We start from the raw sequence: 26,759 nt of genomic DNA, 5'->3' as shown, positions 1-26,759 counted from the left end.
AGAATCCTGTTAAGATAATCTTGAGCTGTATAGTAGTTGCCTCGTCAAAATCAGTTACTTTATTAACAATTAGTGGCTTCATTAAGAGTAGCGCCTTACCCAGATGCTCTGATATGACGCGCTGCAAGTAACATTAACACTGACATTATCACAAAAATTCACGGCAAGAACCTTAGTAGAGAGTAGACCTAGCATGGCATATAAAAAACGTTTCGATACCAGTAGTGCTTATGGTCAGCTGATCATATTGGTGTTTTTGCCTATCTGTGTGTTGGCAGCAGTTGGCGGCATTTTGGTATTTCACGAAACCATGCGTGCGAGCGACTCGGAGCAAGAAGTATTGGCTGAAGCGGTACTTATTCGTTATACGCCAGTCATAGCTGAACTGATTCCTGAGCTGCTAGAACAAGAGCGCCAGCGAGTAGGGAGTAGTGCAGAGAGGACCCAGCAAGCGGCAATGACGACGCTAGAAGGTATCCAAGATAAGCTTGGACGTATGCAGTCTGAGCAGCATGTACAGCGCATTGCTATTATTAATGAAGGCAACCAAATATTAGCAACCGTCGGTTATGGTCTCAATGAAGAATGGCCGCTAATCAGTGATTCCGCAAGCTTTTTGTCACAACGACCAACGCCTGTAGGCACAGCGTATGGCAGTGTATTGGGAGAGTTTGAAGGGCAGACATTGTGGTTGCTCGTGGATATGGATAATGAGCCGCTCTACATTGCACGCTACCGTATTGCGATGGCGTTAGTGATTACTGGTTTATTTACTATCCTGATTCTACTACTGAGCCTAAATATCTATTCGAAACGTTGGATTGCTCCCATTTATGAGCTACGGTTGCAGTTGCAGCGTACCCATGTTGATAATTTATACCAACCTGTACCAGTAGAGTCAGATGGCGAACTGAATTTATTACAGCAAGATCTAGTCAGAACATTGCGCCGCTTACATAGAAGCTTTCAAGAGCTAAAAGATCATGCCGAGCAAACTGAGGATGATTTACGGTTGGCATTCGATGAGATGGAGATGCAAAACATTTCTATTCGAAATGCACGTGATGCAGCGATTTCAACCAGCCAAGCAAAATCTGCGTTTTTAGCCAATATCAGTCATGAACTGCGCACACCATTGAACAGTATCGATGGCTTTATTAACTTGCTGGCACGTCACGGTGAGCTTAATCCTGAGCAGGACTTGTATGTACAGACCATACGTAAGTCCTCAGCACATTTGCTCGCTTTGGTAAATGATGTCTTAGATTTTTCTAAAATTGAGGCAGGTAAGCTGGTATTGGATCGCCATGAGTTCGATCTCTATGACACCATTTATGATGTAGTCGATATGCTATCTCCTGTCTCTGCGGAGAAGGGTTTGCGCATGGCAGTGCTGTTTTACAATGATGTGCCGATGCGCATCAATGGCGATGCGTTACGTCTTAAGCAAGTATTGACCAATATCGTTGGTAATGCCATTAAATTTACGGATAGTGGTGATGTGGTGGTGCGTGTGAGTTTAGATGACCACCGTGATAATTATCTGATGATTAGCGTGCAAGATAGCGGAAAAGGCATTTCTCTTGCAGATCAAAAGATGCTGTTCCAAAGCTTTAGCCAAGGCGACCCATCAATCACGCGTCAGTATGGTGGTACAGGGTTAGGTCTGGTCATCTCTAAACAGTTAACGCGCTTAATGGGCGGTGATATTGGTTTTCATGATAATGCTCAAGAGAATATTGCCAACCAAGGCGCGACATTTTGGTTTCGCATGCCAGCCCATGTCGACGTGCTAGAGGCGGCCACAGGGCAGACGATCGAATTACCAGTATTAGCGCCACTGGCGAGCGAGACCGATGAATTTAATGTGTTGGTTTGGATCAATCATACCGCTTCGATACAAGTACTCAAGGCTAGCTTGCAGTACTTACCGATTAAGCTGACTCAAGCCAACTCATTACCGGGTGTGCTTGAGTCATTAAAAGAGCACGGTAATTATTGGGATTGGGTCATCGTTGATGATGATACCCAAGACGATATGATGGCGCTCCTCAAGCAAATTCGTCTGCATTATCAAGGCAAGCTTGCTGTATTCGGCTACCAAGTAGCTGCCGATCAAGCGCTACTCAACCGCTATCATGCCAACATACTTTATGAACCATTAGACAAAAGACAGCTGTACGCGATGCTCGATACCCAAAGCCGTAGTACGCCGCAAAGCCTGCAGGAACCACGCTGGAAAGGGGTCACGGTGCTGGCAGTTGACGACCATTTGCCTAATTTACTAGTGCTTGATGCTCTATTGAGTGAGTTAGGGATTCAGGTAGTTACTGCGAGCAGTGGGTTTGATGCTATCGAAATTATCAGTAAACAACAAACCAAAAACATCAAAACTGCCAAGAGCGATAAACAAAGCCTATCGAATAAAACGCAACTTTCTAAAGCAGAAACACGTGATGAGATAAACAAGAAAACAAATAGCGCGTTCTATCATGAGGACACGAGCGCTGACGATAAGGCGGCTACGCAAGACAAAGACAATATTGATTTGATATTTATGGATATTCAAATGCCGCGTATGTCAGGACATGAGGCGGCTAAGCAGATTCGAAATATCGAAAATGCGGATAGTCGTATCCCTATTATCGCTCTGACCGCGCATGGGTTGGCAGATGAACGTGACAAACTTATAGCCAGTGGTATCAACGACTATGTTGGCAAACCTATTAGCCAACCGCAGTTATTGCAAGTGCTACAGAAATGGCTTGGTCGCAAGAGTACCACACCACAATTGACCGCATTGCCCGATACAGATTTGCAGAGCTTTGGTTTACAGCATCCAGATTTACAGGGTGATAACTTACAAGGTGCTAATGTACAAGGTGCTAACGTAAAAAGTACCGACTCATCAGAAGCTGAGCTAACTGCTATTGACTCGCTGCGCGGTTACTCAATTAATGATAATGATTTATCGAACGACTTGCTCTCCAACAATGTAAATGGGCAGGAGACTCAAGCCAGTTCAGATATGTCTTCAGATACATTAACCACTACTTATCCAATAATAAGAGGAGACGGGGTAGATCGTAGCAGCACTTCTGTCAGTAGCGAGCCAAAAATCACTCGTCCACTATCCCTGAAAAAAATCCGTGATGATTATTTGCGTGATAGCCAGCCTCGTGAAGGCTATAGACGGGATACTGCGCGTGATATTCAGCCACGCTATGAGAGCTTACGCCTACAAAAACAAGGTCAGTCGCCACTACTACAATCAACAACAAAGTCTATCGATAGCTCTCAAGATAAAAGCTTTCAAGATAGTAGTTCTCAAGATAGTAGTTCTCAAGATAGGACAGCTAATGCTAACTCGACTTTACACGAGCAAATCAATAATGACCTTAGCAACAATAATATAAGCAAAAGCGATACCTCAAACATTTTAGATTGGCAAGATGCGCTCACTCGTTCAGCGAATAAACCTGAATTGGCGGCCAAGCTTATTATCATGATGATTGATACTATCAATGATGAAAAACAGGCGCTTATTCAGGCATGGGAAGCGCACGACCGCAATATGCTGGCACAAATTGCCCATCGTATACTGGGCGGTAGTCGATATACAGGTGTACCACAATTGCGTCAGGCTAGCCAAGATTTGGAAGATAAGTGCCTGCTGAATGTACAGCATACGACACCTGTGCAATTTGCAATGATTGAGCCATATTATGAGGCATTATTAACGGCGCTAGACAACTTACAAAAGGTGGATTTATCTTCTTATCCGCAGCTTAATTATCATCGCTTAAGCGAAAATGACATGACGTGGAAAATGATATAAGTTGACGGTAAGGTAAAATAGATAAAATCATTCAGGTTCAGAGATCGATAAGTAACCTCGTTAGATTTGCTTATTGCTATTAGCTGAACAATCTGTGTCTGCTGTATATGAAACTGACTATAGTATCGTGGCAGTCAGTTATTACTACGGTACAACAAAGACAAGCCTGCTAATATTGTGAATATTAGAACCATATTTGTTTTATTCATTAATAAGGATTGTTATGAACGCGATTGCAAGTTACCAGTATGAGACCTTACAAGTTAGTATTACAGACAACATACTGACGGTTACCTTAAATCGTCCACATAAAAAAAATGCCATGAGTTTTCAGGTAATCAATGAGCTGATTAAGCTGGCAGGTCGCATTAGCAAGGACAGAACCATACGCGCGGTCATTCTAAATGGGGCAGAGGGGACGTTTTGTGCAGGTATTGATTTAGGAGACTTAAATCATCCAAAGAACACAGCATTTGCGCTTTGGGAATTGATTAAACCATGGCAAAGTGCGTTCCAACGAGTATGCTTGGTATGGCGTGATCTGCCAGTACCTGTCATAGCGGTATTGGAAGGGTATTGTATCGGCGCTGGACTACAGTTGGCATTGGCTTGTGACGTACGTGTCAGTCACCCTGACTGTCAACTATCTATTATGGAAGCTAAATGGGGGTTAGTGCCAGACATGGGACTGACCCAGTCAGCATTTGGGGTCCTACGAGAAGATACTCTAAAAGAGCTCGCCATGAGCGCCCGTATCATCGATGCTAATGAAGGCAAAGAGTTAGGCTTGATTAGCCACTGTAGTGAAGCGCCTCTTGAACAAGCACAAAAGCTTGCTGCCGAGTTTGCAGAGCGCTCTCCTGATGCGGTGCTAGCAAGTAAACGTGTGATAAATGCGATGTACGATCAGCCTGCTAAGACTTTATATAAAGAAAAAGCATGGCAGCTTAAAATGATGCTTGGTCGTAATCGTAAGCTTGCCCTCAGAAAAGCAAAGCAGGCCAGCACCTTATTTGGCAAACGTCAATTCCGCTAAATTTTTCCTACTAGCAACTTTGCTAGTTCTGTTTTTTATTTGACTCGCTTTAATAGAAGAGGTTGCTCCCTAAGAATACCAGACATATTTTGATAAGTTCTTTCGACGAGTTTTAATTGTTAGCGGTTGTTTCGCCAATATCTTATAGCCATTGAAATGCAAGCAGATAGCACGATATAGCATTGTCTGCTTGCACCGATGTGGGTAAAGATGCACTATTGTTGTGAAAGGTGTCTATTTTGATTACTGGATAAGCCAGTAAAATGACGAAAGCCTACCTAACAACACGTACAAGCAATTAAACGTCGAAAAATAAAATATTAAAAATAATAGCCACTATATAAAACGGTCTAAATATGTCTGCTTCAAAACCCTCCCTTCCAAACAAACCTATCGCTTCTGAGCGAGTGCGCTCTGCTGATTTGCCTGTTGCATGGATTATGATGCTTGGGCTGATGGTTGCGGTAGGGCCATTATCGATTGATATGTATCTGCCAGCATTGCCATCGATGGCCGATGATTTCGGTGTTTCAACGGCCTTTATGGCCAACTCTGTTCCTGCATACTTTTTAGGTTTGGTATTTGGGCAGCTATTTTACGGCCCATTCAGTGACCGTGTCGGCCGTGTCAAACCTTTATATATAGGTATGACGTTATACGTTATCGCTTCTATCCTTTGTGCGACCACTGATAATGAGTACGTACTGTTTGCAGGCCGTACTTTACAAGCATTGGGAGCGTGTGTGGGTGCAGTAGTTACTCGCGCTGCGATTCGAGATCGCCTCACTGCCAAACAAACGGCAAAAGCTTTTTCCATCATGATTTTAGTGATGGGCTTAGCACCCATATTGGCACCATCGCTTGGCGCGCTATTCTTACAGTTTTTTGATTGGCACTCTATCTTTTGGTTCTTAGCTGCATTTGGCGCTCTAAACTTGCTACTTACTAAGTTTTTCTTTTTTGAAACTTTAACCGAGGAAAATCGCAATGTACGCCCTGCAAGAGAAGTGCTCAGTCAATATTGGGATTTGTTAAAAGATCCGACTTTTAATTACCCAGCAATTGGTGGCGGATTGTTAATGGGAGCAATGTTTGTCTATATCAGCTCCGCTTCAGAGCTAATCATGGATACTTATGGCGTCTCAGCGACACATTTCGCTTGGTTGTTCGGAATGAATGCGGCAGGTTTTGTAGGTTTGACTCAGTTGAACCAATGGCTTACCAATCGCTTTCGAATACTAAGTATTTTGCGATTTGGAGCAATTATGCAGGTTATCTCTGCGGGCGTGCTATTTGTGATTGGCTTGCTTTTAGGGACAGATGCTTGGTTGCCGCTGGTGTTGGCTTGTATTTTCTTTTGTATCGCAGGACTGGGTCTGACCCAGCCCAATGCTTCTGCAATTGCGCTCGCTTTTCAGAAGCGCCGTGCTGGTATGGCAAGCGCACTACAAGGCTCGCTAATGTTTTCAGTCGGTATCTTTGGTGGTTTGTTATTGAACCTGTTTCCAGTCAATCCAGTCCTCAAGGTTGGTATTGCCCTGTTCTCACTAATGAGTCTCGGTTCCTTCCTGATTTGGAAAATTGATCGTAATCTCAATTTGGATGATGCAGAGTAAAAGCATCTCTGTTTTAAGTTAGCTGTATTTTAAAAAGCACTTATACGTTCACAGCGTATGAGTGCTTTTTTGTACGCTTTATTTATTTTTTTCAGAGCAAAATTAAATTTTATAGGCACCTTATATAATGGAATTTATTGATTATAAACGAGTATATGTTGTTCAAAAGTATATGCATACTTTGCTATATATAATTAATCATAGATAATGACCAAACATAATTATTGCAATCATAAAATTAGACAAGTATTATCTAACGTAACTTTCTGTAAGCAAATATGTATAGACATTGCTTAACATTGCTAGATTGTCATTCACTAAGATGTAAAACAACGTTAGGTTTCAAGGATAGATTATGATGCAGTTATATCGAGCGTTACCAATTCTATTGAGTGTCGGCCTATTCGGCTGTGGTAACTCCACCACTCAAGAAAATGCAAGCGCAACAGTAACGGAAAACACAGATAGCTTTGTGAGCAAGCTGCCTGCTTCGGCGCCAACCATAAAGGTGGCCACAACAGGTACGATGCCACCGTTCTCGTTCCAAGATGATTATGGCAATATGCAAGGCATTGATATTGACTCAATCCGTGCTATTGGCGAAGAACAGGGGTTTAAGGTCGAGTTTTATAAAGAAACTTGGCAAGATATGTTCGATAGTGTGGAATCAGGTAGCCGAGATTTAGCAATTTCAGGTATCTCTTATAAAGATGATCGTGCTGCTAGATATGGTCTTTCAAACTCTTATTTCTTCAATCCTTCTGCTGTTATGTATGCTAAAAGCAACCTAAATATCAAAAGCTTGGGTGACCTAAAAGGTTTGCACGTCGCTGGTATGGACGGAAGTAAACAGGTTGAACAAGTAAAAGAGGCAGGCGGGTATAGCGAACTCTCTACTACTGTTACTACCTTTTTATTATTTGAAGACCTTATCCAAGGTAAAGTCGATGCCATTGTTCAAGATTTACCTTTGTTGCGATATACGGCAGCCAATCATCCTGAGCACAAAGTCGTCATCGTACCTTACGAAGATGAAAGCAACCCATCAGCGCAGCAAGTCATATTGATGGCGAAAAGTAATAAAGAGCTGATTGGTAAAGTGAATGAAGGTATCACAAAGCTTAAAACAAAGGGCACTTTTAAAGAGATAGAAGGACGCTGGTTAGGCTCTAGTGAAACAAGCGATTCTGACACTAATACTAAGCAATTGAACTAAGGAATTCTGAAGATGGCAACCACACCCAATGTTGACAATAAGCGCTATCAAGGTCTGATTATTTCAATTGCACTATTCCTATCTTTGATTGGTGCCTTGCTAGCGTTTACGTTTTACACTTCAAGTTTATTAGAAAAAAACACCGCTTTAATTGACCAAACCAACCAAGTTGCGAACAGTGCACAGGCGGTAATCAAAGATCTTTTTGATTTAGATGCTAGTTATGGTGAGGATACCAGATCTCCACACATACAACGTGTGTTAGAGCGCTTAGAAAAAAATACAGACTTGATCACCAATTCTATTGCTGCTATTGAGCAAGGTGGTACAGATATTGAAGGCGAAGGCGAAGGCCATAGTCATGATTTGCCTAGTATTGATAGTAACGCACAAGCGAATATTGCTGCGGCTAAAGTGCAATGGGAAGCGCTAGAGCCTAAGGTTCAAGCCTACCTCAAAGACGCTGATAACATTTTGGTGCCTTCTGCAGATGCTTTGACCCAAGCGGTAGAGCAGGCGAAGACATCAAGTCTGTTAATTAACGATTCATTAGATAATCTTACTGATGACGTATTCAACAGCGCAGAACGTGAAGCGAACACCATTCGTCTTATTCAGGTACTTGGTGTTGCCGCTATCTTTGCGTACTTCTTAATCTTCGTATTTTTCTTTGTACGTCGTCTACGTGAGACGGATGCTGAAGCACTTGCCGCTCGCCAAGAAACGCAAGAAATTATGGAAACAGTAAACACGGGTCTTTTCCTACTTGATAAGGACTTGAATATTGGTCAACAGCATTCTCGAGCGTTGAACAATATCATCGGCTCTGATAGCTTAGCAGGGGAAAACTTTACCAATGTCTTGCGCGGTCGTATTTCTGATAAAGACCTCAAGACCACACAGCAATTCATTGAGCAGCTCTATAACCCTCGCGTTAAAGAAAAGCTGGTAGACTCACTTAATCCATTAAATAAAGTCATGCTGCATAATTTGTCTGAAGACAAAAATCTTGATAACCGCTTCTTAGATTTTAAATTCTCACGTGTTTATGACAATAAAGACATTGCCCGTATCTTGGTCAACGTGAATGATGTATCAGATGCAGTCTACTTAGAACAGCGCCTAGAAAAAGAGCGTTCGCAAAACGATATGCAGATTGAGATGTTAACGACTATCTTGAATGTAAATCCAAAGATTATTAATGAGTTTATTGGTAATACCCAAGCGCATATCGAGAAGATGAATAACATCTTGAAAAATCCTGGTAGCTCACAATATGAGCTTGAAGGAAAATTAAAAGCTATTTATCGTGAAATGCACAGCTTAAAAGGTGAAGCATCAGCACTAAAACTACACAGCTTTACGAAGATTGCTTCTGATGCTGAAGACAAGTTGCATGCATTGCAAAACCAAGGTCAGTTGTCTGGTAATGACTTCTTACCATTGGCAGTACATTTGGATGACTTACTCAGCTTATCGAACACGATTGCGACGTTGGGTGAGCGTATCAACCGCTCAGCACCGACAGCAGCTAAGTCGTCAACCGTACAAGCACCAGTCGCTACTCAAAATCCAGTAGCAGACCATACAGCTGGCAATGCTGACTTCGATGGTGGGCTAGATATCGACTTAGACAATGAAGCAGATGACGATTTATTGTCTTTTTATAATGAATTTACAAAAGAAATTGCTGCAAGACAGGGCAAGCAAGTACAGCTAAAAAGTACGACGCTAACCCAAACCAGCATTCCGGAAAATCTGGCAAAGCCAATCAAAGAAATCAGTATTCAGTTGCTGCGTAATGCGGTAGTCCATGGTATCGAGTCGCCAAGTGTGCGTCATACTACTGGCAAAACTGACGTTGGGACTATTGACTTGGAAGTGCAAGACAACGGTTCAAACTTTATGCTGGTTGTGCAAGACGATGGACAAGGTATCAACTATGACAACATCCGTAATAAACTGATTGAAGAAGGTCGTTTCGGTACGGAAGAGGCAAATCAGCTTAGCAAAGGTGACTTGCTCAAACAGCTGTTCTCTTCTGGATTCTCTACCAAAGAGCATGCAGATGAAGACGGTGGTCGCGGTGTCGGACTTGATATCATCAAAGCAAAAGTAAAAGAGTATGATGGCAAGCTTAACGTAAATAGCGAGCTAGGTCAGATGACACGGTTTGTCATTACTTTACCTAAAGCTTAATCAAAATAGTAATTATATTGTCAGGGACGACAAGCACTTCATTAAAGGTAGTAGATAAGTTATGCATAAGTTAATGATTGTTGATGATTCAAATATTATTAGAAACCGTATTCAGCGCGCATACGATTCAGGAAAATTCATGTTAGTTGCGACAGCGACTAGCGGTGTTCAAGCCATCGAAAAGTTCAATGTCCATCGTCCTGATGTGGTCACTATGGACCTAACCATGCCACAAATGGATGGGCTAGAGTGTATTGAAAAAATCATCGCGATCGATCCTGAAGTACGCATTTTAGTGGTATCAGCGTTATCGGACAAAGCCACCGGCATTGAAGCACTGTCGTTAGGTGCTAGCGGATTTTTGTGCAAGCCTTTTTCGGAAGAGGAGCTTGTAGAGTCTTTGTATGAGCTGATGCAAGACTAATACCATTCATCGACCAAAGCAGATGTCATTATGAAAGAGCAAAAGCTACAGATTTTTTTAAGTATTATTAGTAATTATTTTGACCAGTTTGGTGGAGAAGAGCTTATTGCTGATACCCCTTACTTACTAGAGAACAAACAGCCAAAAGTCCATGATTACACGGGCGTGATTGGTATATCTGGTGGCCAAAAAGGCGTGGTGTATTTCTCGGCGACGCGTGACTTGCTGTCTTCAATCTTAGACAGCATGGGCGAAACCGATAAAAGTGAAGAGAACTATGTAGATCTGGCTGGGGAAGTGGCTAATACCATCGCAGGCAATGCACGCAAAGAGTTTGGCTCAGAGTTTCATATCTCTGTACCATTTGTGTTCAAAGGTGCACCGCAAAGTATTGTATTGCCGAACGATGAGCGTTCTTTTATCATCCCCATCACTTGGCATTCTCAAGTAGGCGAGATTGTGGTTTGTTTGCAAGACTAATGCTGCCACGTAATACAGATGGATATTAATATATTATGGTTAAAGTAGAAAAATTGGGTGTATTTCTAAGCTCGATCAATGCGTTTTTTGCGCAAATCGATGGCTCGGAAGTGTCAATTGATACCCCTTACTTGAACAACAACAAAAGCGCGATTGGCTTTGATTATAGCGGTGTCATCAAGATATCGGGTCCTTTAGAAGGTTGCGTCTATGTCAGTGCACCAAGCGCGATGTTGCGAGAAGTCATCAAAGTGATGGGCGAGCCTGACTCTTCAATCACTATGATGAAAGATTTGTTGGGTGAAATGGCCAATACAATCTCAGGTAACGCTCGTACAGAGTTTGGTTCAGAGTTTATTATCTCTCCGCCGCACATTGTTGAGAGTGCGCCAAGCGTGTCTTATTTGCCTAAAGATCGTCAAAGCTATATCACACCATTTACGTGGCGTGGTTACAAGGCGGTCATTGGTATTTGCATTGCATAAGTTATAGTCAATCCTCCATAAACGAGTGATAACTATAAAAGAGCGACAGCATTAACCTTGTGTGAAAAATAGTTATTAAAAAATAATCATAAAAAAAGCGATGCAAATGTGTCGCTTTTTTTTGTTTTATTATCGCCATATTTTGTTTTTATCTTATTGATACGCTACGAACAAACTGCTGGAGATTCTGAAGCGTTATGTGATAAAATACAGCGCAGCTATTTTTTATAATTCACTTTATAGTTTAGATTTGAGCATTTGCTTCAATCTAGCGATGGCTTCTTTTTTTAAACCAACCAATGACACACACATCATGGCAAAAAATTGCTGGGTGTTTGGCGACTTGATTAATTTGTGATCTGTTAGTGCTTTACTAATGAAAACTAACCGGTAGCAGATGCGTGTCGCTAAATAGGCTGTTTTTGTGATGTGGAGGCATAACCCAACCAATAGGATATATTCTCATGGCTACAAAGAATCCAACCAAAATCGAAATGCGCGACTTATTACAAGCAGGCGCTCACTTTGGTCACCAAACACGTTTTTGGAACCCAAAAATGGGTCCATACATCTTTGGCGCACGTAACAAAATCCATATCATCAACTTAGAGCACACCGTAAAAGCGTTCAACGAAGCGTTGACTTACGTAAACGGCCTAGCTGCTAAGAAGAACAAAGTATTATTTGTTGGTACTAAACGCGCTGCAAGCGGTATCGTACGTGAGCAAGCAGCTCGCGCTGGCATGCCATACGTTGACCATCGCTGGTTAGGTGGTATGTTGACTAACTGGAAAACTCTACGCCAGTCAATCAACCGTCTAAAAGAGCTAGAAAAGCAAGCAGAAGACGGTACTTTCGCTAAGCTAACTAAACGTGAAGCGCTAGAGCGTACTCGCGATATGGAAAAACTTGAGCGTTCACTAGGTGGTATCAAAGACATGGGCGGCCTACCTGACGCTATCTTCGTAGTAGACGTAGATCACGAAGCTATCGCTATTAAAGAAGCCAAGAACTTGGGTATCCCAGTTATCGGTATCGTTGATACTAACTCTAGCCCAGACAATGTTGACTACATCATCCCAGCTAACGATGATGCTATCCGTGCTGTGACTTTGTACGTAACTTCTATGGCTGATGCTATCATCGCTGGTAAAGAATACGCACAAACTCAAGCTGGTGGTAAAGCTGAGCAAGCACCTGCTGCAACTGAAGAAGCACCAGCTGCAGAAGAAGCTGCTGCAACTCCAGCAGAATAAGTAGCTGACTTAAAAAGTTTAACTTTGTAAGGATGCCTTGATAGTGTATCTATCAGCATCCATATAATGTTTTGAACAGCGTATAAGCTCATAATAGGCATGATGTAGTTTTACTCGTCATGCCTTGTTATTGAATAAAGCCTTATTAATAATGCCATGCGTATAAGCGAGCAGCTATTGAGCGAGTATTATCGTTCCTACTGGTCATATCGCTATATTGTAGAGATGTTATTTGTTTGACATCATTGATGGCTATATTAGTAATCGTTCAAAACGAGCTGTCTGCTAGATTTTAAGTAGTACCAAGATATCGAATAGAAATACAGCACTCCTATACATAACTATACTAAGGTGACTCTTATGACGGAAGTAAAAGTATCTGCCAAAATGGTAAAAGAATTGCGTGACCGTACTGGTCTTGGCATGATGGAATGTAAAAAAGCGTTAGAAGAATCAAACGGTGATGTTGAAGTTGCCATTGATAACCTACGTAAATCTGGTCAAGCTAAAGCAGCTAAAAAAGCGGGTAACATCGCAGCTGACGGCGCTATCATCATCGCTCAAGGCGAAAACAAAGCATTCTTGTTAGAAGTTAACTGTCAGACTGACTTCGTTGCAAAAGATGACAGCTTCACTGCATTTGCAGAAAAAGTTGCTAACCTTGCGCTAGAAAACAACGTAACTGACGTTGCTGCTATCTCTGAACTGTCTTATGGCGAAGGTCAGACTGTTGAAGAAGCACGTGTATCACTAGTACAGAAAATCGGTGAAAACATCCAGATTCGCCGTGTTGAAACACTTGAAGGTGCTAACATCGCTGCATACCGTCATGGTCTACGTATCGGTGTAGTTGTATCTTTTGAAGGTGGCGACGCTGACACTGGCAAAAACCTTGCTATGCATATCGCTGCATTCAACCCTGTTGCTGTAGATGACGAAGATGTTGCTGCTGACGTATTGGCACGCGAAAAAGACATCATCGAAGCAAAAGCTCGTGAGTCTGGCAAGCCTGACAACATCGTTGAAAAAATGATCGAAGGTGGCCTACGTAAGTACCTAGACGAAGTAACTTTACTACGTCAGCCATACGTTATGGACAACGACAAGAAAGTTGGCGAAGTCCTAAAAGCTGAAGGCGTAAAAGTACTTGGCTTCAAACGTCTAGAAGTTGGTGAAGGCATCGAGAAGAAGCAAGAAGACTTCGCTGCTGAAGTTGCTGCAACTCAGGCTGCTAACAAGTAAGTATCAAATAGTGTTGGATAAGGCTGTGAGTCTTTAATTGTGGCTCACAGTTTGGCTTTATTACTCTTAATGCATCAAGATATAAAGCATCACGATATAAAGCATCCAAACACAAAAAAGCCCATTAATCCGTTAATGGGCTTTTTTGTGTTTGGATTTTAGGTAATTGGCTTAGCGTAAAGCAGCATAGGCTGAGTTGGCATAGCTGGCACTATTAACATTGCTGCTAGTGCCATAACTGACATTTTGTAAGCCACTACTTGTACTGGTGCTACTGGTTTGATTGTTAGCACTGATACTTGCACCAAACAGTCCTGCATCGTTCTTATACAAGCTATGATAACGGCTCATCACTCTTTGAACATAGTTACGTGTTTCTTTGAACGGAGGAATGCCACCGTATTTATCGACATTGCCTTCACCAGCATTGTAGCCTGCGACAGCATGTTCGACATTGTTATTGAAGCGGCGCATGAGCCACGCGATATACTTGGCTGATCCTTCGATATTATCTGCAGGGTTCCAAGGATTGCTCACATTGAATCGGCGCGCAGTCGCTGGCATTAACTGCATCAGGCCTTGTGCGCCTACTGGTGAGCGTGCATTTGGATTAAAAGCTGATTCGGTATGCATCATTGCTTTCATTAGGGCAGGGTCCACACCGTTGCGCTCAGCGGACGCACGAATGTAGCTGTCGTAAGAGTTGCGACTTCCGCTATTGCTAGCGGCGCTGCTACCATAGCTATCGCTGCTTCCGTCATACATCTTAGAGTCTTTATAATAAGTTACTTTTACTTTTTTCGTAAACTTATCAAAATTTCCACTAGGATTGACGTTGGTCAACAGTACTTGTCCACCTTTGTCTTTGTAGATATACATGTTACCTGCATTGGCAGCGACAGAAAAGGTCGAAAGAGCAATGGCACTTAGTAAAAGGGGAGATAAGCAGCGAGTCATCAAAGTAGCCGTATTTATCATAGTAAAATCACTTTTTATCGAATAACAGCAAATTGTTTTGCCTACATATGCGTTGATTTAGGCGCTTAAGCGGTTACTGATTTTGCAGAATTATTTAGCTCACTGTGAGGACAGCAGCTTAGCAATTATCACTTTCAATAAGGAACCACTTGCAATAGATACAAAAAATAATAGTTGCTTACTATAACATATAATAACTTTTTGGCGCATCAGATTGACAAACTAAGTTGTAAAATCAGATTTCTATTATTAAATAACCTTAGATAAATCAATATACTAACTTTTCTAAGTGACTTAATGAGCCATTTGTAGTGGGCTTTTTGCGCTTATGAATTCATATAAATAAAGTTTCTCAATTTTTTAAGAAATAATAATGACATTTGAATAGTCGAGGTAATATTCAATCTGAAATTAACAATAGATAAGCCTATTAATGGTTAGGTTTTTAAAAATATAAGAATAGTTTAGGTAGGGTTTTAGTGATGACTAGATACCAATAGCGCTGATAAAGATAGGCACCCAAACCGCAGTAACCAACCCGTTCACTGCCAAGCCAAATGCTGCATAACGTCCTGCTGTATGACTGATTTGCCATGCTTCTACAGTACCAAACGCGTGAGCCGCTAGCCCCAGTGCTAGACCTTTAGCACGGTCATCATTGATACCACGGAACAAAAATCGCGCGACCGTACCACCTATCAGACCTGAGACGATGATAATTAGGTTAGCCATTGCCAATGGTGCTTTGATTAAATCTGCGACACTCAAGCCAATAGGCGTAGTCACAGAACGGGTAGCGAAAGCCAATAGGGTCTCATGACTGAGCGAAAATAAATAAGCCAGTGACATAGGCAATAATGCGCCAACGACACTAGCAATAGCGACAATTAGAGTGAGTTTTTTGACTGGTAAGCCTTTAAAATTCATCGCCGCCAATGGCACAGCTAGAAGTACTGTCACATATCCCAACAGATGGTCAAATACAGGTTTTGCCGCGCTGTAATAGTTGTTGTAATCCCATTGCAGTACAAATAGGAAAACAAGTACTAGGACAAGTGCGGTAATGACCATCGGTAGCCATGATAATTTACGTGCCAATACACGTGCAATTACGTGTGCTGCTAATGTCAATAATATTGCGGCTAGGGTTGCCATAAATACGCTGTCAAAAGTCATAATATTTCTCCGCAGCTCACGGCTGTCCCTTTTGCTCAGTGGTAGTCGTACTATCAGTGTTTGCAGCGTGATTGAGCCAACGATTGGCCAATAATGCTAGTCCCCACAGCGGTATGAGCGTACTAACGATCATCGTTATCATCACACCCAATAGCTCATCTCCTAGAGCAAATAGCAACAAGCCTGCACCAGCAGAAACTGGTAAGAAGGCAAAACCACTATCGACTAGCAATGTATTACTGGCCTGTGTGAGCCAGCTCGGTAACCCCTTGAGCAGTCGCCACGCCATCAAAATGACAAACATCGCAACCAAACCGACAATATTGGCCGCTTTTTCGATGCCTGCCATTTGACAGAGAACAACCGCCGTTTCTCGAACAACGATGACCATGGTCAACGTTAGAATTAACGCAAGCCATAGTGGGAGATGGGGAGAGTGAGCAGGCTTCATAAGCAATTCTGGCCAAATCAGATATAAATGGATGGTGTACAAAACAAAATGCGTGATCGCACCAAGAATACAACGTAGAAAATGATGCTATAAATACTGATAGTAGCAATGATTCACTTTTAAAGTATTAACGCTATCTATCAATATTTGTTGAATGTATAACAGGCGATTATATAGAGAGTGAGGCAACTAATAAAGCCTATGCACCGTGACTGGTCATATCCAAAAAAATAGACGATATCAATGGATATCGTCTATTCTATTTTAACGTACTATATAAGGGTCTATGGTCTAACAGTATGAATCAAACGTTCATTTGATTACTGCCGCAAATGACTCACTTTAACAGTAGTTATTATTCTACAGAAACGACTATTATTTTTCTGAATCAGCTGTTTCTGAGTGTAATGCATCAAACTCGTCAAACGCCTTTTCTTCAGCCTCTGTCATGGTTGGTTCTTCAACGTCATCAACTTTTTCAAACTCTTCTAGTACCGGCATCAGTAGTGTTGCTTGTGCCAGCGGCAATACATCGATAGGTTTTAAGTTGGCTTGACCGAGTAGCTGTCTTAAGCGGTCACTTGGCAAACGAATCGTCAGACATTCACGACCTGTATCGTCATAGCTTTCTTCTTCAATAACACCCAATTCATATAGAGTGTTTTTGAATTGTCCAGCATCATACGGCAAGGTCAAATCAAACGTCGTCAGTTTACCTGTCAACAGTTGCTGTACGGCAAGCGTTAGCTCTTCCATGCCTAGGTTCTGTCTAGAAGAAACATAGACGCGGTTTGGCTGACCTTCGCTAGCATAGCCGATATGTGCAGGCTCATCAGTCAAATCAATCTTGTTGTAGACATTGAGCACAGGTACATCGTTATCGATTTCTGCCAATACTTCTTTGACCGCCTGAATCTGCTCGTGCATATCTTCGCTAGAGGAGTCAATGACGTGCAATAACAAATCTGCTTCTAGCGTTTCTTCTAGAGTTGCATGAAAAGACTCAACCAACTCATGCGGCAGATGACGGACGAAACCAACCGTATCGACCAAGACGACACGACCAACTCCCTGCCAGTCTAAACGGCGTAGAGTAGGATCTAGCGTCGCAAATAGTTTGTCAGCAGCGTAGATGTTTTCATCGACCAAACGATTGAACAAAGTAGATTTGCCCGCATTGGTATAGCCGACCAGTGAGATGGTCGGTACGTCTGATTTTTGGCGACGGGCACGCCCTTGCGCACGAGTCTGACGAACTTTTTCTAGTTTGCTTTTTAGCTGATTGACGCGAGTTTGTAGTAGACGGCGATCGGTCTCAAGCTGAGTCTCACCCGGTCCACGCAGACCAATACCACCTTTTTGACGTTCCAAATGCGTCCAACCACGTACCAGACGTGTTGATAGATGATTAAGCTGAGCCAGCTCTACTTGCAGCTTACCTTCGTAGGTACGGGCACGCTGCGCAAAAATATCCAAAATCAAACCAGTACGATCCAACACGCGGCACTTCACTAGCGCTTCGATATTACGCTCTTGTGATGGCGACAGGCTGTGGTTAAACAGTACGATGTCTGCTTCGTGTTCACGCACTAGTTCTGCGATTTCTTCTGCTTTTCCGCTACCAACGAAGTATTTGGCGTCAGGGCGCGAGCGTGATCCAGTGACTAGCGCCAAACGATCGGCACCTGCTGAATCAGCCAACAGCTCAAATTCACTAAGATCGTCAGGATCTTGAATTTGGCGGATGTCTAAATGTACTAAAATGGCGCGTTCGCCACCTTCATGTCTTTCAAAATAATCCAAAGAGTATCACCTATTTAATAAAGTAAATGTCTCGCCATAATCAGCTCAATAAGCTTTGACGTAGCGTTCATATGATTATCTATATATGGTCTTATCACTTGATATTAAAGCGTATTAGCATAATTAACGATGGTTTTATGTTACAGCGTTTGCTGCGGATAATTTTTTATAAATCTGCTTTATTACCCATTTGTATAAAAGTCAGCACTCACTGAGTGAACAAGCTATCACTGAGTGTGCGAACTTTGTTATACTGGGCTCGTTTTTTGACTATTAAACACCCGTTATTTAATCATGAGGGCGAAGATGAGCCAAGCTAAATCAAGCTTTTCACTCAGACGACAGTTGAGCCGAGGCAGGCAGGTTGCTGGTATGACCACAACCATGGTCGGCGGCATACGCGCGGCAAAGCGTATCGGTGCATTTAAGCAGCCACCACGCGAAACCCTACCACGCTATATCCAGACATTCTGCCGCAAGATGGCAGGCTCTTTTGGGGTAAAAGTGGTAGAAGTGGAACCTGTAGAGCAGTTCCATGGCTTGTGGGTATCGAATCACGTGTCATGGATGGATATTCCTGTCGTTGGTACTGTGAGCCCAGCGTTCTTTTTATCCAAGGCTGAGATCGGTGAATGGCCTGTATTTGGCAAACTTGCCCATGCCGCAGGGACGCTTTTCATCGAGCGCGGCTCCGGTGATGCAAGCTCAGTATCGGCACAGATTGCTGACTTTTTAGCCAAAGGTTTTTCGATTATTTTCTTCCCTGAGGCGACCACTACCAGTGGTAAAAAAGTAAAACGCATTCATGGAACATTGCTGCAAGCAGCCATAGATGCTGATGTGCCTATCAGACCGATCATCATCGCTTATGTCAATAAAGACGGCACATTAAGCGACGCATTGCCATATTATGGTAAGCTGACGATGAAAGAAAGCATGAAAAAAGTGCTCGATAGCAAAAACGTGACCGCTTATGTATTGCCACTCGCGCCTATAGATCCAGAAGGTCGTAACAAAAGCGAGCTGACCAATTTATTGCAAGCACGCATGAACGAAGGATTGGCTGAGTTGCACTCAAGAGTCCTTAGCACACCAGTTGAAGACTGATTATTTACAGTTGAACTAGTTAGAGTTGAGCTAGTGTAGCTAATCTCAGCCAGTTAATAAAAGGGCGCAAATCGAAACGATTTGCGCCCTTTTTTATAAGAGATTTAATAGAGCGAGCATAATGTCATTTATTCAGCAGGCTCTATTAACATTTACTCTCTATGAAAGACCAACTATGGCGATGGATTAGGCTGCTGTGTATGCACTGCTTCAATCGCTTCTAATACATCTGCTGTTAGCTCCACATTGACACTATCGATGTTCGACTTAAGTTGCTCGGTTGTCGTCGCCCCAATGATGTTACTGGTGACAAAGTGACGAGAGTTTACAAAAGCCAATGACATCTGCGCCATGTCCAAACCTGCATCAGCAGCTATCTTTGCATATTGTTCAGTGGCTGATTTGGCCTGCTCATTTACATAACGACCGAAACGATCATACATGGTCAGACGTGCGCCAGTAGGACGTTTACCATCAAGGTATTTGCCAGACAATACACCAAAACCAAGCGGTGAATACGCAAGTAGACCAACGTTTTCACGGTGGGCTATCTCAGCCATACCAACCTCATATAAGCGGTTCAATAGGCTATATGGGTTTTGCACGGTAAGCGGTGGAATTAGGCCATTTTTATCTGCTTCCCAAAGATAGCGCATGAGTCCCCATGCGGTATCGTTCGATAAACCATAAGCACGAATACGACCTTTTTTGATTTCGTCATTTAGAGCCTGAATGGTCTCTAGAAATGGCGTTAAATCGTCTAATGACTGTGAAGCCATCTCTTCGTCATAGCCGCGCTGGCCAAAGAAATTGGCTTGGCGTTCAGGCCAATGCAGCTGATAGATATCGATATAGTCTGTTTGTAGGCGTTCCAAATTCCCATCAATAGCGCTGCTAATGTGCTCGGCGTTAAAGCGTGTTTGTCCATCACGCAAAAAGTTCATTGGCGATATTTTGCTAGCAAGAATAACTTTGTCACGCTGTTTGGTCTTGTTAAACCAAGTACCCATAAAGCGCTCGGTATCGCCTTGTTTGTCTTTATCTGGCGGTGACGGGTACATCTCGGCGGTATCCCAAAAGTTCACACCTTCACTGAGTGCCATGTCCATTTGCTCGTGTGCTTCGGACTCAGTATTTTGCTGTCCCCATGTCATCGTGCCTAGACAGATTTTAGATACTTTTTCATCGAGTTGCGGTAATGTTTGATACTGCATATAAGTCTCCCTTTTGACTGTTTTTTATCAATATTTATTTTTAGATGGGTTGTATTTATTGATGTTTACATCAATTTGATACCTGTGACACCGGGTGGTGTGACTTTAAATATTTTTACTTTGAACAACACGTCTTGTCCTGCCAATGGGTGGTTAAAGTCGACTTCGACTTGGTCTTCATCGATGGCACTGATCGTACCGGGTAAGGTGTTTTTACCTTTATCTTCGAACTCAACCATCATGCCAATTTCTGGATTGTCAGCGACTAGCGCAAACTGAGTACGGCTAAAATGTTGGATGTTTTCAGGATTCCACTCACCAAAAGCTTGCTCTGGCTCAAGGTGTGCGGTACGAGTGTCACCGGCGCGCAAGTTCATCAGTACTTGCTCAAAACCAGGTAACAAGCTCTCATCACCAATGGTCAAAGACACAGGTGCATCACGATTAAAGGTTGAGTCGATGATAGTGCCGTTCTCTAGTGAAACTTCAAAGTGCAGCTTAACGAGGCTACCATGAGCGATACGAGTGTCTTCGTTTGGGTTAATAAATTGAGATTGAGTCATAATAAAAAGCCATCGGTTGCTAGAAGAAAAGAATAGAAAATAATGCGTTTGATCGCAGTCTTTTTAATTGCAGTATTATAGTGTAAGAAATAATAAGCCATCTAAGGCCAGATGTAAGCGTCAATAATGTAACGCAGATAGTGTACTATAATTGGCAATTCTAAAAGATATGAGGTGTCGGTAGTGAATAAACAACAAGGCACTGTCAAAAAGTGGCAGGACGATAAAGGGTTTGGCTTTATTGAAACTGAAGCAGGCGAGTCTGTTTTCTTTCATATAAGTGAGTTTAAGGCTCAGCGCCGTCCTAATATCGGTGAGGCAGTGGTCTTTAGCATTGGACAGGATGCAGAGGGACGCAAGCGAGCCAAGCAAGTACAAGAGCTTAGGTTTGTACAGCAAAAAATGGCACAAAAAAATCAACAGATCCGTCAGCGCAATCAGAAACGTAGCCATCAGGCAGAGTTTGAAGCGGGTCAAAAGAAACGCTCATTTCTTGGACTAGCTTTTTATGGCGTTTTAGTTTTATTAGCAGCGACAGATAAACTGAGCTGGCTAGTGGTCAGCTGGTACGTCGTGCTAGGGATTATTACTTATGGTATGTATGCCAAAGACAAAGCTGCTGCGCAAAGTGGCGACTGGCGTACGCCTGAGTCTACACTGCATATACTAAGCGCGCTTGGCGGTTGGGTAGGCGCGCTATTGGCTCAGACGTATCTACGTCACAAATCACAAAAACCTGAGTTTCGAGTGACTTATTATTTGACCGTCGTTGTGAACATGGCAGGCTTGCTATTTTTATTAGCAGGTGGCGGCTTAGAGACTGTGACTGACTTATTATCAGAGTTTCTGTAAATAATTGCATTCACGATTAGCAGTATTGCTACGTGTCTGACGAAAGCACTAAAACGATCGAAAAAAAAGATGGGTTACGACTGCGTAACCCACCTTTTCAATTTATAAATTGAACTATTATCTCTAGCTATAGATGGTTATGATCGTGGCATTTCACGCTTTTTTTCCAAAAACAGCATGTCAATGACAATCAATAATACACCGATAGAAATACCAATATCCGCGATATTAAAAATCGGATAATGCCAAACATCAGCATAATGCACATGGATAAAATCAATAACATGACCATGTAGTAAGCGGTCGATTAAATTACCAACTGCACCGCCCAACACTAAGGCTAGACCAAAAGATAACAGCGTGGCTTTGCGCGGTGCTTTGAGCAGATAGATGGTTAGAAACAACGACATTAGTAAAGCCAGTCCTGAAAAAAACCACTTCTGCCAACCGCCAGCATCTGCCAAAAAGCTAAATGCCGCGCCATAGTTATAAGCCAATGTCCAATTGAGAAATGGCTCAATCACCGGCACTGGATCATGAAAGGTCAGCTTAGTTTCTGCCAACCATTTAGTCCACTGATCGATAACGACGATAACCAATGCCAATATATACCATACAAAAGCACGACTGCCATTGGCCACCAGCTTTGGTGTCCTATTTGTTGACTTGGTCAGGCGACTTCTAGGTGTAGTCGAGCTGCCTGTGGTTGCATGAGCAGGCTTAGGCGAATGATCGACCTCAACCTGCGGCTGCTGGTCACGCTGGCTTTCAGGTGAGTCTGTTGGGTTAGGCATAGTGACGTACCTCGCCATCGCCACTGACATTGGTCACGCAGCGCGCGCATAGTTCAGGGTGTGCGCTATCTGTACCGATGTCATCACGAATGTGCCAGCAGCGTACACACTTAGTACCAGTAGCTGCGCTTACTTGGACCACTAAATCGACAGCCTCTTCGGTATTGGTATCGGTCACATCATCTGTCTGTGCGATGCTATCAGCAGGCGCTTCGCTCATTGGCTTTAGTGCAGCGTTGCTAGTAATTAGTACAAAACGTAGCTCTTCATCAAGCTTGGCTAAGCTCTCATACATTGCACCGTCAGCGTATAGACTCACGTCAGCAGACAAGTTGGCATTGATGATTTTTTCGCCACGTGCAGTTTCGATATGTTTGTTCACCATGTCTTTTGCGAACATGATGCGCTGCCAGTCATCTTTGCTGATAGCACTTAGCTCAAACGCTGGGAACTCATACCACTCTTGAGTGAATACATAGCCGCCTTTATCCGCATCACGTTGGTTCAGCACTTCCCAAGCCTCTTGCGCCGTGAATGATAGGATTGGGGTAATCCAGCGAATCAGCGCATGAGTAATATGGTAGATAGCCGTCTGCGCAGAGCGACGAGGCTGACCATCTGCCTGCGTGGTGTACTGGCGATCCTTGATGATATCTAGATAGAAGCTACCCAAATCTTGCGAGCAAAACGCTGTCACGTGCTGAGTGACTTGGTGAAAGTCCATTGCATCGTAAGCGCTAATGATTTGTGCTTGTACAGTTTGTGCGCGCTCAATGATGAATTTATCAAGGCTAACCAATTCATTGATATCAATGCTGTCGGTCGCTGGATTGAAGTCATCGGTATTGGCAAGCAAGAAACGTAAGGTATTACGGATACGGCGATACATATCGATCGCACCTTTAAAGACCGTCTTACCTGCACTCATCTCATAACGATAGTCACTTGAAGCAATCCACAGACGCAGCATGTCCGCGCCTGTTTTATTAATTTCTTCTTGCGGAGTGATGATGTTGCCAAGTGACTTACTCATCTTGCGTCCGTTTTCATCGACCACAAAGCCATGCGTTAATACTTGCTTAAACGGTGGGCGCTCATACATCGCTTCTGACGTTAGCAGTGACGTCTGGAACCAACCGCGATGCTGGTCAGAGCCTTCTAGATACATATCAGCTGGATTGGTCAATTCATCACGTTGATCAAGTACCGCAAAATGCGTCGTGCCTGAGTCAAACCAAACGTCTAATGTGTCAGTTGCTTTGTCATAGTCAGCGGCTTCACTGCCTAAGAAGTCTTCACAGCTAGCATCGAACCACGCTTCTACGCCGCCTTCATTGATTTTTTGAGCTGCAGTTTCCATCAGCTCAAGCGTGTTTGGATGCAGCTCGCCTGTTTCTTTATGCGTAAAGAAAGTAATCGGCACGCCCCACGTACGCTGACGCGAGATACACCAATCAGGACGACCCGTCATCATTGATTCGATACGGTTTTGTCCCCACGCTGGGGTCCAACTTACTGATGGAATATCAGCAAGCGCGCGAGCACGTAAGCCTTTGGTTTCCATGTTGATAAACCACTGAGGCGTAGCACGGAAAATGATTGGTGACTTATGACGCCAGCAATGCGGATAGCTATGCTCAATTTTAGTATGGCTGATTAGATGGCCGTTTTCATGTAGTGCAGCGATGATTTTTGGATTGGCTTTATAGATGTGCTCGCCTGCAAATACAGCAGCGCTATCTAAATAAACGCCCGTACCGCTTACTGGGTTTTCTACTGGTAAGTTGTATTTTAGACCAACAATATAATCGTCTAAACCATGACCAGGTGCAGTATGCACCAGACCAGTACCACTATCAGTAGTCACATGATCGCCCAAAATGAGTGGCACTTGACGGTCTTCAATCAGTGGATGCTGGGCATGTAGACCTTCAAGCTCGCTGCCTGATACGGTCGCTAGGATGCCGTTATTTTCTAGTTTAAGTTCGTTTAGCGCAGTCTCTACAAGATCCGCTGCGAGTAACAGATTACCTTTTTCGGTAGCGACTACGCTATAGTTATGCTCAGGATGTACTGAGATAGCTTGGTTGGCAGGCAGGGTCCATGGCGTAGTTGTCCAAATAACAGCAGCGATATTATCTGCGATATCAGCCAGTGCGGCTACTTTATCCGTACCGAGCACATCAAAGCTGACATAGATCGCGTCAGAGACTTTGTCTTGATATTCTACTTCTGCTTCTGCTAGGGCAGAGCTACAGTCCAAGCACCAGTTGACCGGCTTCATACCGCGAGTCACATGACCATTGTCATAGATTTTGGCAAGCGCACGCACGATGTTGGCTTCTTGATGAAAGTTCATCGTCAGATAAGGATTGTCCCAATCACCAAACACACCTAGACGCTTGAAGTCTGCTTTTTGCAATTCAATCTGAGTGCTCGCATATTCGCGGCATAGACCACGGAATTCGGTCGCAGACACTTTTTGACCCACTTTACCAACCTTAGCTTCGACTTTTTGTTCGATTGGCAGACCATGACAATCCCAACCAGGGACATAAGGCGCATCAAATCCTGACAAGGTTTTTGATTTTACAATAATGTCTTTTAGTACTTTATTGACCGCATGACCCAAGTGAATCTGACCGTTGGCGTATGGAGGGCCATCGTGCAAAATATACTTGGTTGCACCAGCACGCGCCTGACGAATTTTACCGTAGACGTCATCCGCTTCCCAAGCAGCTAACCAATCTGGCTCGCGTTTGGCAAGGTTTGCGCGCATCGCAAATGGCGTATCCGCAAGGTTTAGCGTGTCTTTGTAATCTTGGCTTGGTGTGTCAGTGCTTTTATCAGTCATAGAAGGTATCTTTTTAAAAGGTAGGTTTGTGTGTCGGTTCAAAACCGGATACAAGGCTCGATGTTCAATGTAGTTCAATATAGTACTGAGGGTCACGCGGTATTGATAATGCTTAATTACTAATAGTAGGTATATTGCTCATCATAGTCGGTTTATCAACCATCATGTCAATAAATACCCATTGTCGCTCATTAGTCCGCAAATAGTTACGTCAATAATAAATGGTAACGAGACGATTGCAACATAAAATACGCTAGCAAAAATAATTCAAAAAAATATTTAGATCGGCAGCTATTATATGACAAAAAGGGTGGGGTAAAAAGAGCTGTGCGAGGCTAACCCAATTTTGTCCAATATCAATCGCTTATCTGTGTTGTATATCCTCAGCACGGACGTAGCTATAAGCTCCTTGAATGCTTATTTATTAAAGCTTAAAGTACGACTCAAGTGCTAAAAAACAGACGCCAACCATAAGCGCAGTTTCAATGACCATAATGGCTGAATACCTGTTAGTCCTTGTGTCATCTCGCCATTCTCTAATACCACATAAGACGGTGTGACTTGTCCTTGCCAATCTGCAAAGATATTACCTTGTTGATCATTTATGGTGGTGAAATCAAACTTATGCTGATCGAGGTAGCCGCGTAACTCTTGGTTTGAGCCTGACTGTACGGACACAGTGACAACAGGATAGTTATCTGCTGCTAACTTATTGATGGTGGGCGAAGTAAAACTACAGACTGAACACCACGTACCCCAAAAGTATACCAGCGTAGGCCGCTCGTGACTCATCGCTGCTAGATCGATAGTTTGCCCTTGATAGTCGGTCAGTTGCAACTGAGGATTGGCAGGCATGACAGGCTGTCGCCACCAATTGACCACGCTATAGATTACAACAAACATGAGACCATATAACATTATCGTTTTAAGTATCGAAACTATCTTTCGCTTCGACTGCTTCTTTGGCTTTACTTCTTTTTTCTCAATATCAGTCGTCATGACATCCGCTTTTTAGTTTGCATACTGTTTTCAGTTATTTTCAAATGATGGCTTATCGTTACTGCTTATCTTATCGTAATTGCCTATATGGTCATTGCACAAAGAGTAGACAGCAGATAAAAATAAACGGCTGAAAATCAGCCGTATTATTTATAAAGTCTACTATAAGTGTGCGA

Annotated in this window: 21 protein-coding genes; 12 read left to right on the top strand and 9 right to left on the bottom strand. The window is 43.0% G+C overall.

Going from position 1 to position 26,759, the window contains the following annotated elements; all coding sequences use genetic code 11:
- The first annotated feature begins 193 nt into the window (after positions 1–193).
- The 10 genes from V6252_RS06180 (at position 194) to tsf (ending at position 13,792) form a co-directional block, all read left to right on the top strand.
- Positions 194–3,838, top strand: coding sequence for a hybrid sensor histidine kinase/response regulator (locus V6252_RS06180; RefSeq protein ID WP_341609759.1), 3,645 nt, complete (start codon positions 194–196; stop codon positions 3,836–3,838).
- Between the two features lie 223 nt (positions 3,839–4,061).
- A complete protein-coding gene (locus tag V6252_RS06175; RefSeq protein ID WP_341609758.1) occupies positions 4,062–4,874 on the top strand; it encodes a crotonase/enoyl-CoA hydratase family protein in 813 nt (270 codons plus the stop codon).
- Positions 4,875–5,230: 356 nt separating this feature from the next.
- Positions 5,231–6,490 (top strand): multidrug effflux MFS transporter, encoded by a 1,260-nt coding sequence (locus tag V6252_RS06170; RefSeq protein ID WP_341609757.1) that lies wholly within the window; start codon positions 5,231–5,233, stop codon positions 6,488–6,490.
- Between the two features lie 355 nt (positions 6,491–6,845).
- On the top strand, positions 6,846–7,706 hold the full coding sequence (locus V6252_RS06165) for a substrate-binding periplasmic protein (protein WP_341609756.1): 861 nt from the start codon (positions 6,846–6,848) through the stop codon (positions 7,704–7,706).
- A 12-nt stretch (positions 7,707–7,718) separates the two neighbouring features.
- On the top strand, positions 7,719–9,905 hold the full coding sequence (locus tag V6252_RS06160; protein WP_341609755.1) for an ATP-binding protein: 2,187 nt from the start codon (positions 7,719–7,721) through the stop codon (positions 9,903–9,905).
- 61 nt (positions 9,906–9,966) lie between these two features.
- Positions 9,967–10,329 (top strand): response regulator, encoded by a 363-nt coding sequence (locus tag V6252_RS06155; protein WP_341609754.1) that lies wholly within the window; start codon positions 9,967–9,969, stop codon positions 10,327–10,329.
- A gap of 30 nt (positions 10,330–10,359) precedes the next feature.
- Entirely contained in the window at positions 10,360–10,809 is a 450-nt protein-coding gene (locus V6252_RS06150; RefSeq protein WP_057758427.1) for a chemotaxis protein CheX, read from the top strand.
- Between the two features lie 35 nt (positions 10,810–10,844).
- Entirely contained in the window at positions 10,845–11,294 is a 450-nt protein-coding gene (locus V6252_RS06145) for a chemotaxis protein CheX (protein WP_102091536.1), read from the top strand.
- Positions 11,295–11,758: 464 nt separating this feature from the next.
- Positions 11,759–12,550, top strand: a complete 792-nt coding sequence (gene rpsB, locus V6252_RS06140; protein ID WP_057758431.1) for a 30S ribosomal protein S2 — start codon at positions 11,759–11,761, stop codon at positions 12,548–12,550.
- Between the two features lie 360 nt (positions 12,551–12,910).
- Complete coding sequence (gene tsf / locus V6252_RS06135; RefSeq protein WP_057758434.1) at positions 12,911–13,792, top strand: translation elongation factor Ts; 882 nt, start codon at positions 12,911–12,913, stop codon at positions 13,790–13,792.
- Between the two features lie 171 nt (positions 13,793–13,963).
- Here tsf and V6252_RS06130 read toward each other — a convergent pair whose 3' ends face one another.
- The 4 genes from V6252_RS06130 to hflX all read right to left on the bottom strand — a co-directional run bounded on the left by V6252_RS06130 (position 13,964) and on the right by hflX (position 18,200).
- Positions 13,964–14,770, bottom strand: coding sequence for a lytic transglycosylase domain-containing protein (locus tag V6252_RS06130; RefSeq protein ID WP_179799031.1), 807 nt, complete (start codon positions 14,768–14,770; stop codon positions 13,964–13,966).
- 486 nt (positions 14,771–15,256) lie between these two features.
- Complete coding sequence (locus tag V6252_RS06125; RefSeq protein WP_101204237.1) at positions 15,257–15,946, bottom strand: LrgB family protein; 690 nt, start codon at positions 15,944–15,946, stop codon at positions 15,257–15,259.
- 16 nt (positions 15,947–15,962) lie between these two features.
- A complete protein-coding gene (locus tag V6252_RS06120; protein WP_057758440.1) occupies positions 15,963–16,397 on the bottom strand; it encodes a hypothetical protein in 435 nt (144 codons plus the stop codon).
- Positions 16,398–16,772: 375 nt separating this feature from the next.
- On the bottom strand, positions 16,773–18,200 hold the full coding sequence (gene hflX, locus V6252_RS06115; protein WP_057758442.1) for a ribosome rescue GTPase HflX: 1,428 nt from the start codon (positions 18,198–18,200) through the stop codon (positions 16,773–16,775).
- Positions 18,201–18,506: 306 nt separating this feature from the next.
- On the opposite strand from hflX, the gene V6252_RS06110 reads away from it, so the two are divergent.
- Positions 18,507–19,307 carry a lysophospholipid acyltransferase family protein gene (locus V6252_RS06110; protein ID WP_201578967.1) on the top strand — a complete coding sequence of 267 codons (801 nt, stop codon included), beginning with the start codon at positions 18,507–18,509 and terminating at the stop codon, positions 19,305–19,307.
- A 173-nt stretch (positions 19,308–19,480) separates the two neighbouring features.
- Here V6252_RS06110 and V6252_RS06105 read toward each other — a convergent pair whose 3' ends face one another.
- Together V6252_RS06105 and V6252_RS06100 are read right to left on the bottom strand one after the other, a co-directional pair.
- A complete protein-coding gene (locus V6252_RS06105; RefSeq protein WP_341609753.1) occupies positions 19,481–20,521 on the bottom strand; it encodes an aldo/keto reductase in 1,041 nt (346 codons plus the stop codon).
- Between the two features lie 65 nt (positions 20,522–20,586).
- On the bottom strand, positions 20,587–21,084 hold the full coding sequence (locus tag V6252_RS06100) for an FKBP-type peptidyl-prolyl cis-trans isomerase (protein ID WP_057758447.1): 498 nt from the start codon (positions 21,082–21,084) through the stop codon (positions 20,587–20,589).
- A gap of 183 nt (positions 21,085–21,267) precedes the next feature.
- On the opposite strand from V6252_RS06100, the gene V6252_RS06095 reads away from it, so the two are divergent.
- Entirely contained in the window at positions 21,268–21,936 is a 669-nt protein-coding gene (locus V6252_RS06095; RefSeq protein ID WP_341609752.1) for a cold shock and DUF1294 domain-containing protein, read from the top strand.
- A 137-nt stretch (positions 21,937–22,073) separates the two neighbouring features.
- Here the strand turns inward: V6252_RS06095 and lspA are convergent, their stop codons facing one another.
- The 3 genes from lspA to V6252_RS06080 all read right to left on the bottom strand — a co-directional run bounded on the left by lspA (position 22,074) and on the right by V6252_RS06080 (position 26,583).
- Entirely contained in the window at positions 22,074–22,730 is a 657-nt protein-coding gene (gene lspA / locus V6252_RS06090; protein ID WP_341609751.1) for a signal peptidase II, read from the bottom strand.
- Positions 22,723–25,584, bottom strand: coding sequence for an isoleucine--tRNA ligase (ileS, locus tag V6252_RS06085; RefSeq protein ID WP_341609750.1), 2,862 nt, complete (start codon positions 25,582–25,584; stop codon positions 22,723–22,725). Before ileS ends, lspA begins: the two co-directional genes overlap by 8 nt.
- Before the next feature lie 450 nt (positions 25,585–26,034).
- A complete protein-coding gene (locus V6252_RS06080; RefSeq protein ID WP_341609749.1) occupies positions 26,035–26,583 on the bottom strand; it encodes a protein disulfide oxidoreductase in 549 nt (182 codons plus the stop codon).
- Positions 26,584–26,759: the final 176 nt, after the last annotated feature.

The organism is Psychrobacter proteolyticus, from assembly GCF_038155145.1.
In the GTDB taxonomy this organism is placed as follows: Bacteria; Pseudomonadota; Gammaproteobacteria; order Pseudomonadales; family Moraxellaceae; genus Psychrobacter; species Psychrobacter proteolyticus_B.
This window is presented reverse-complemented; position numbering and strand designations above follow the sequence as displayed.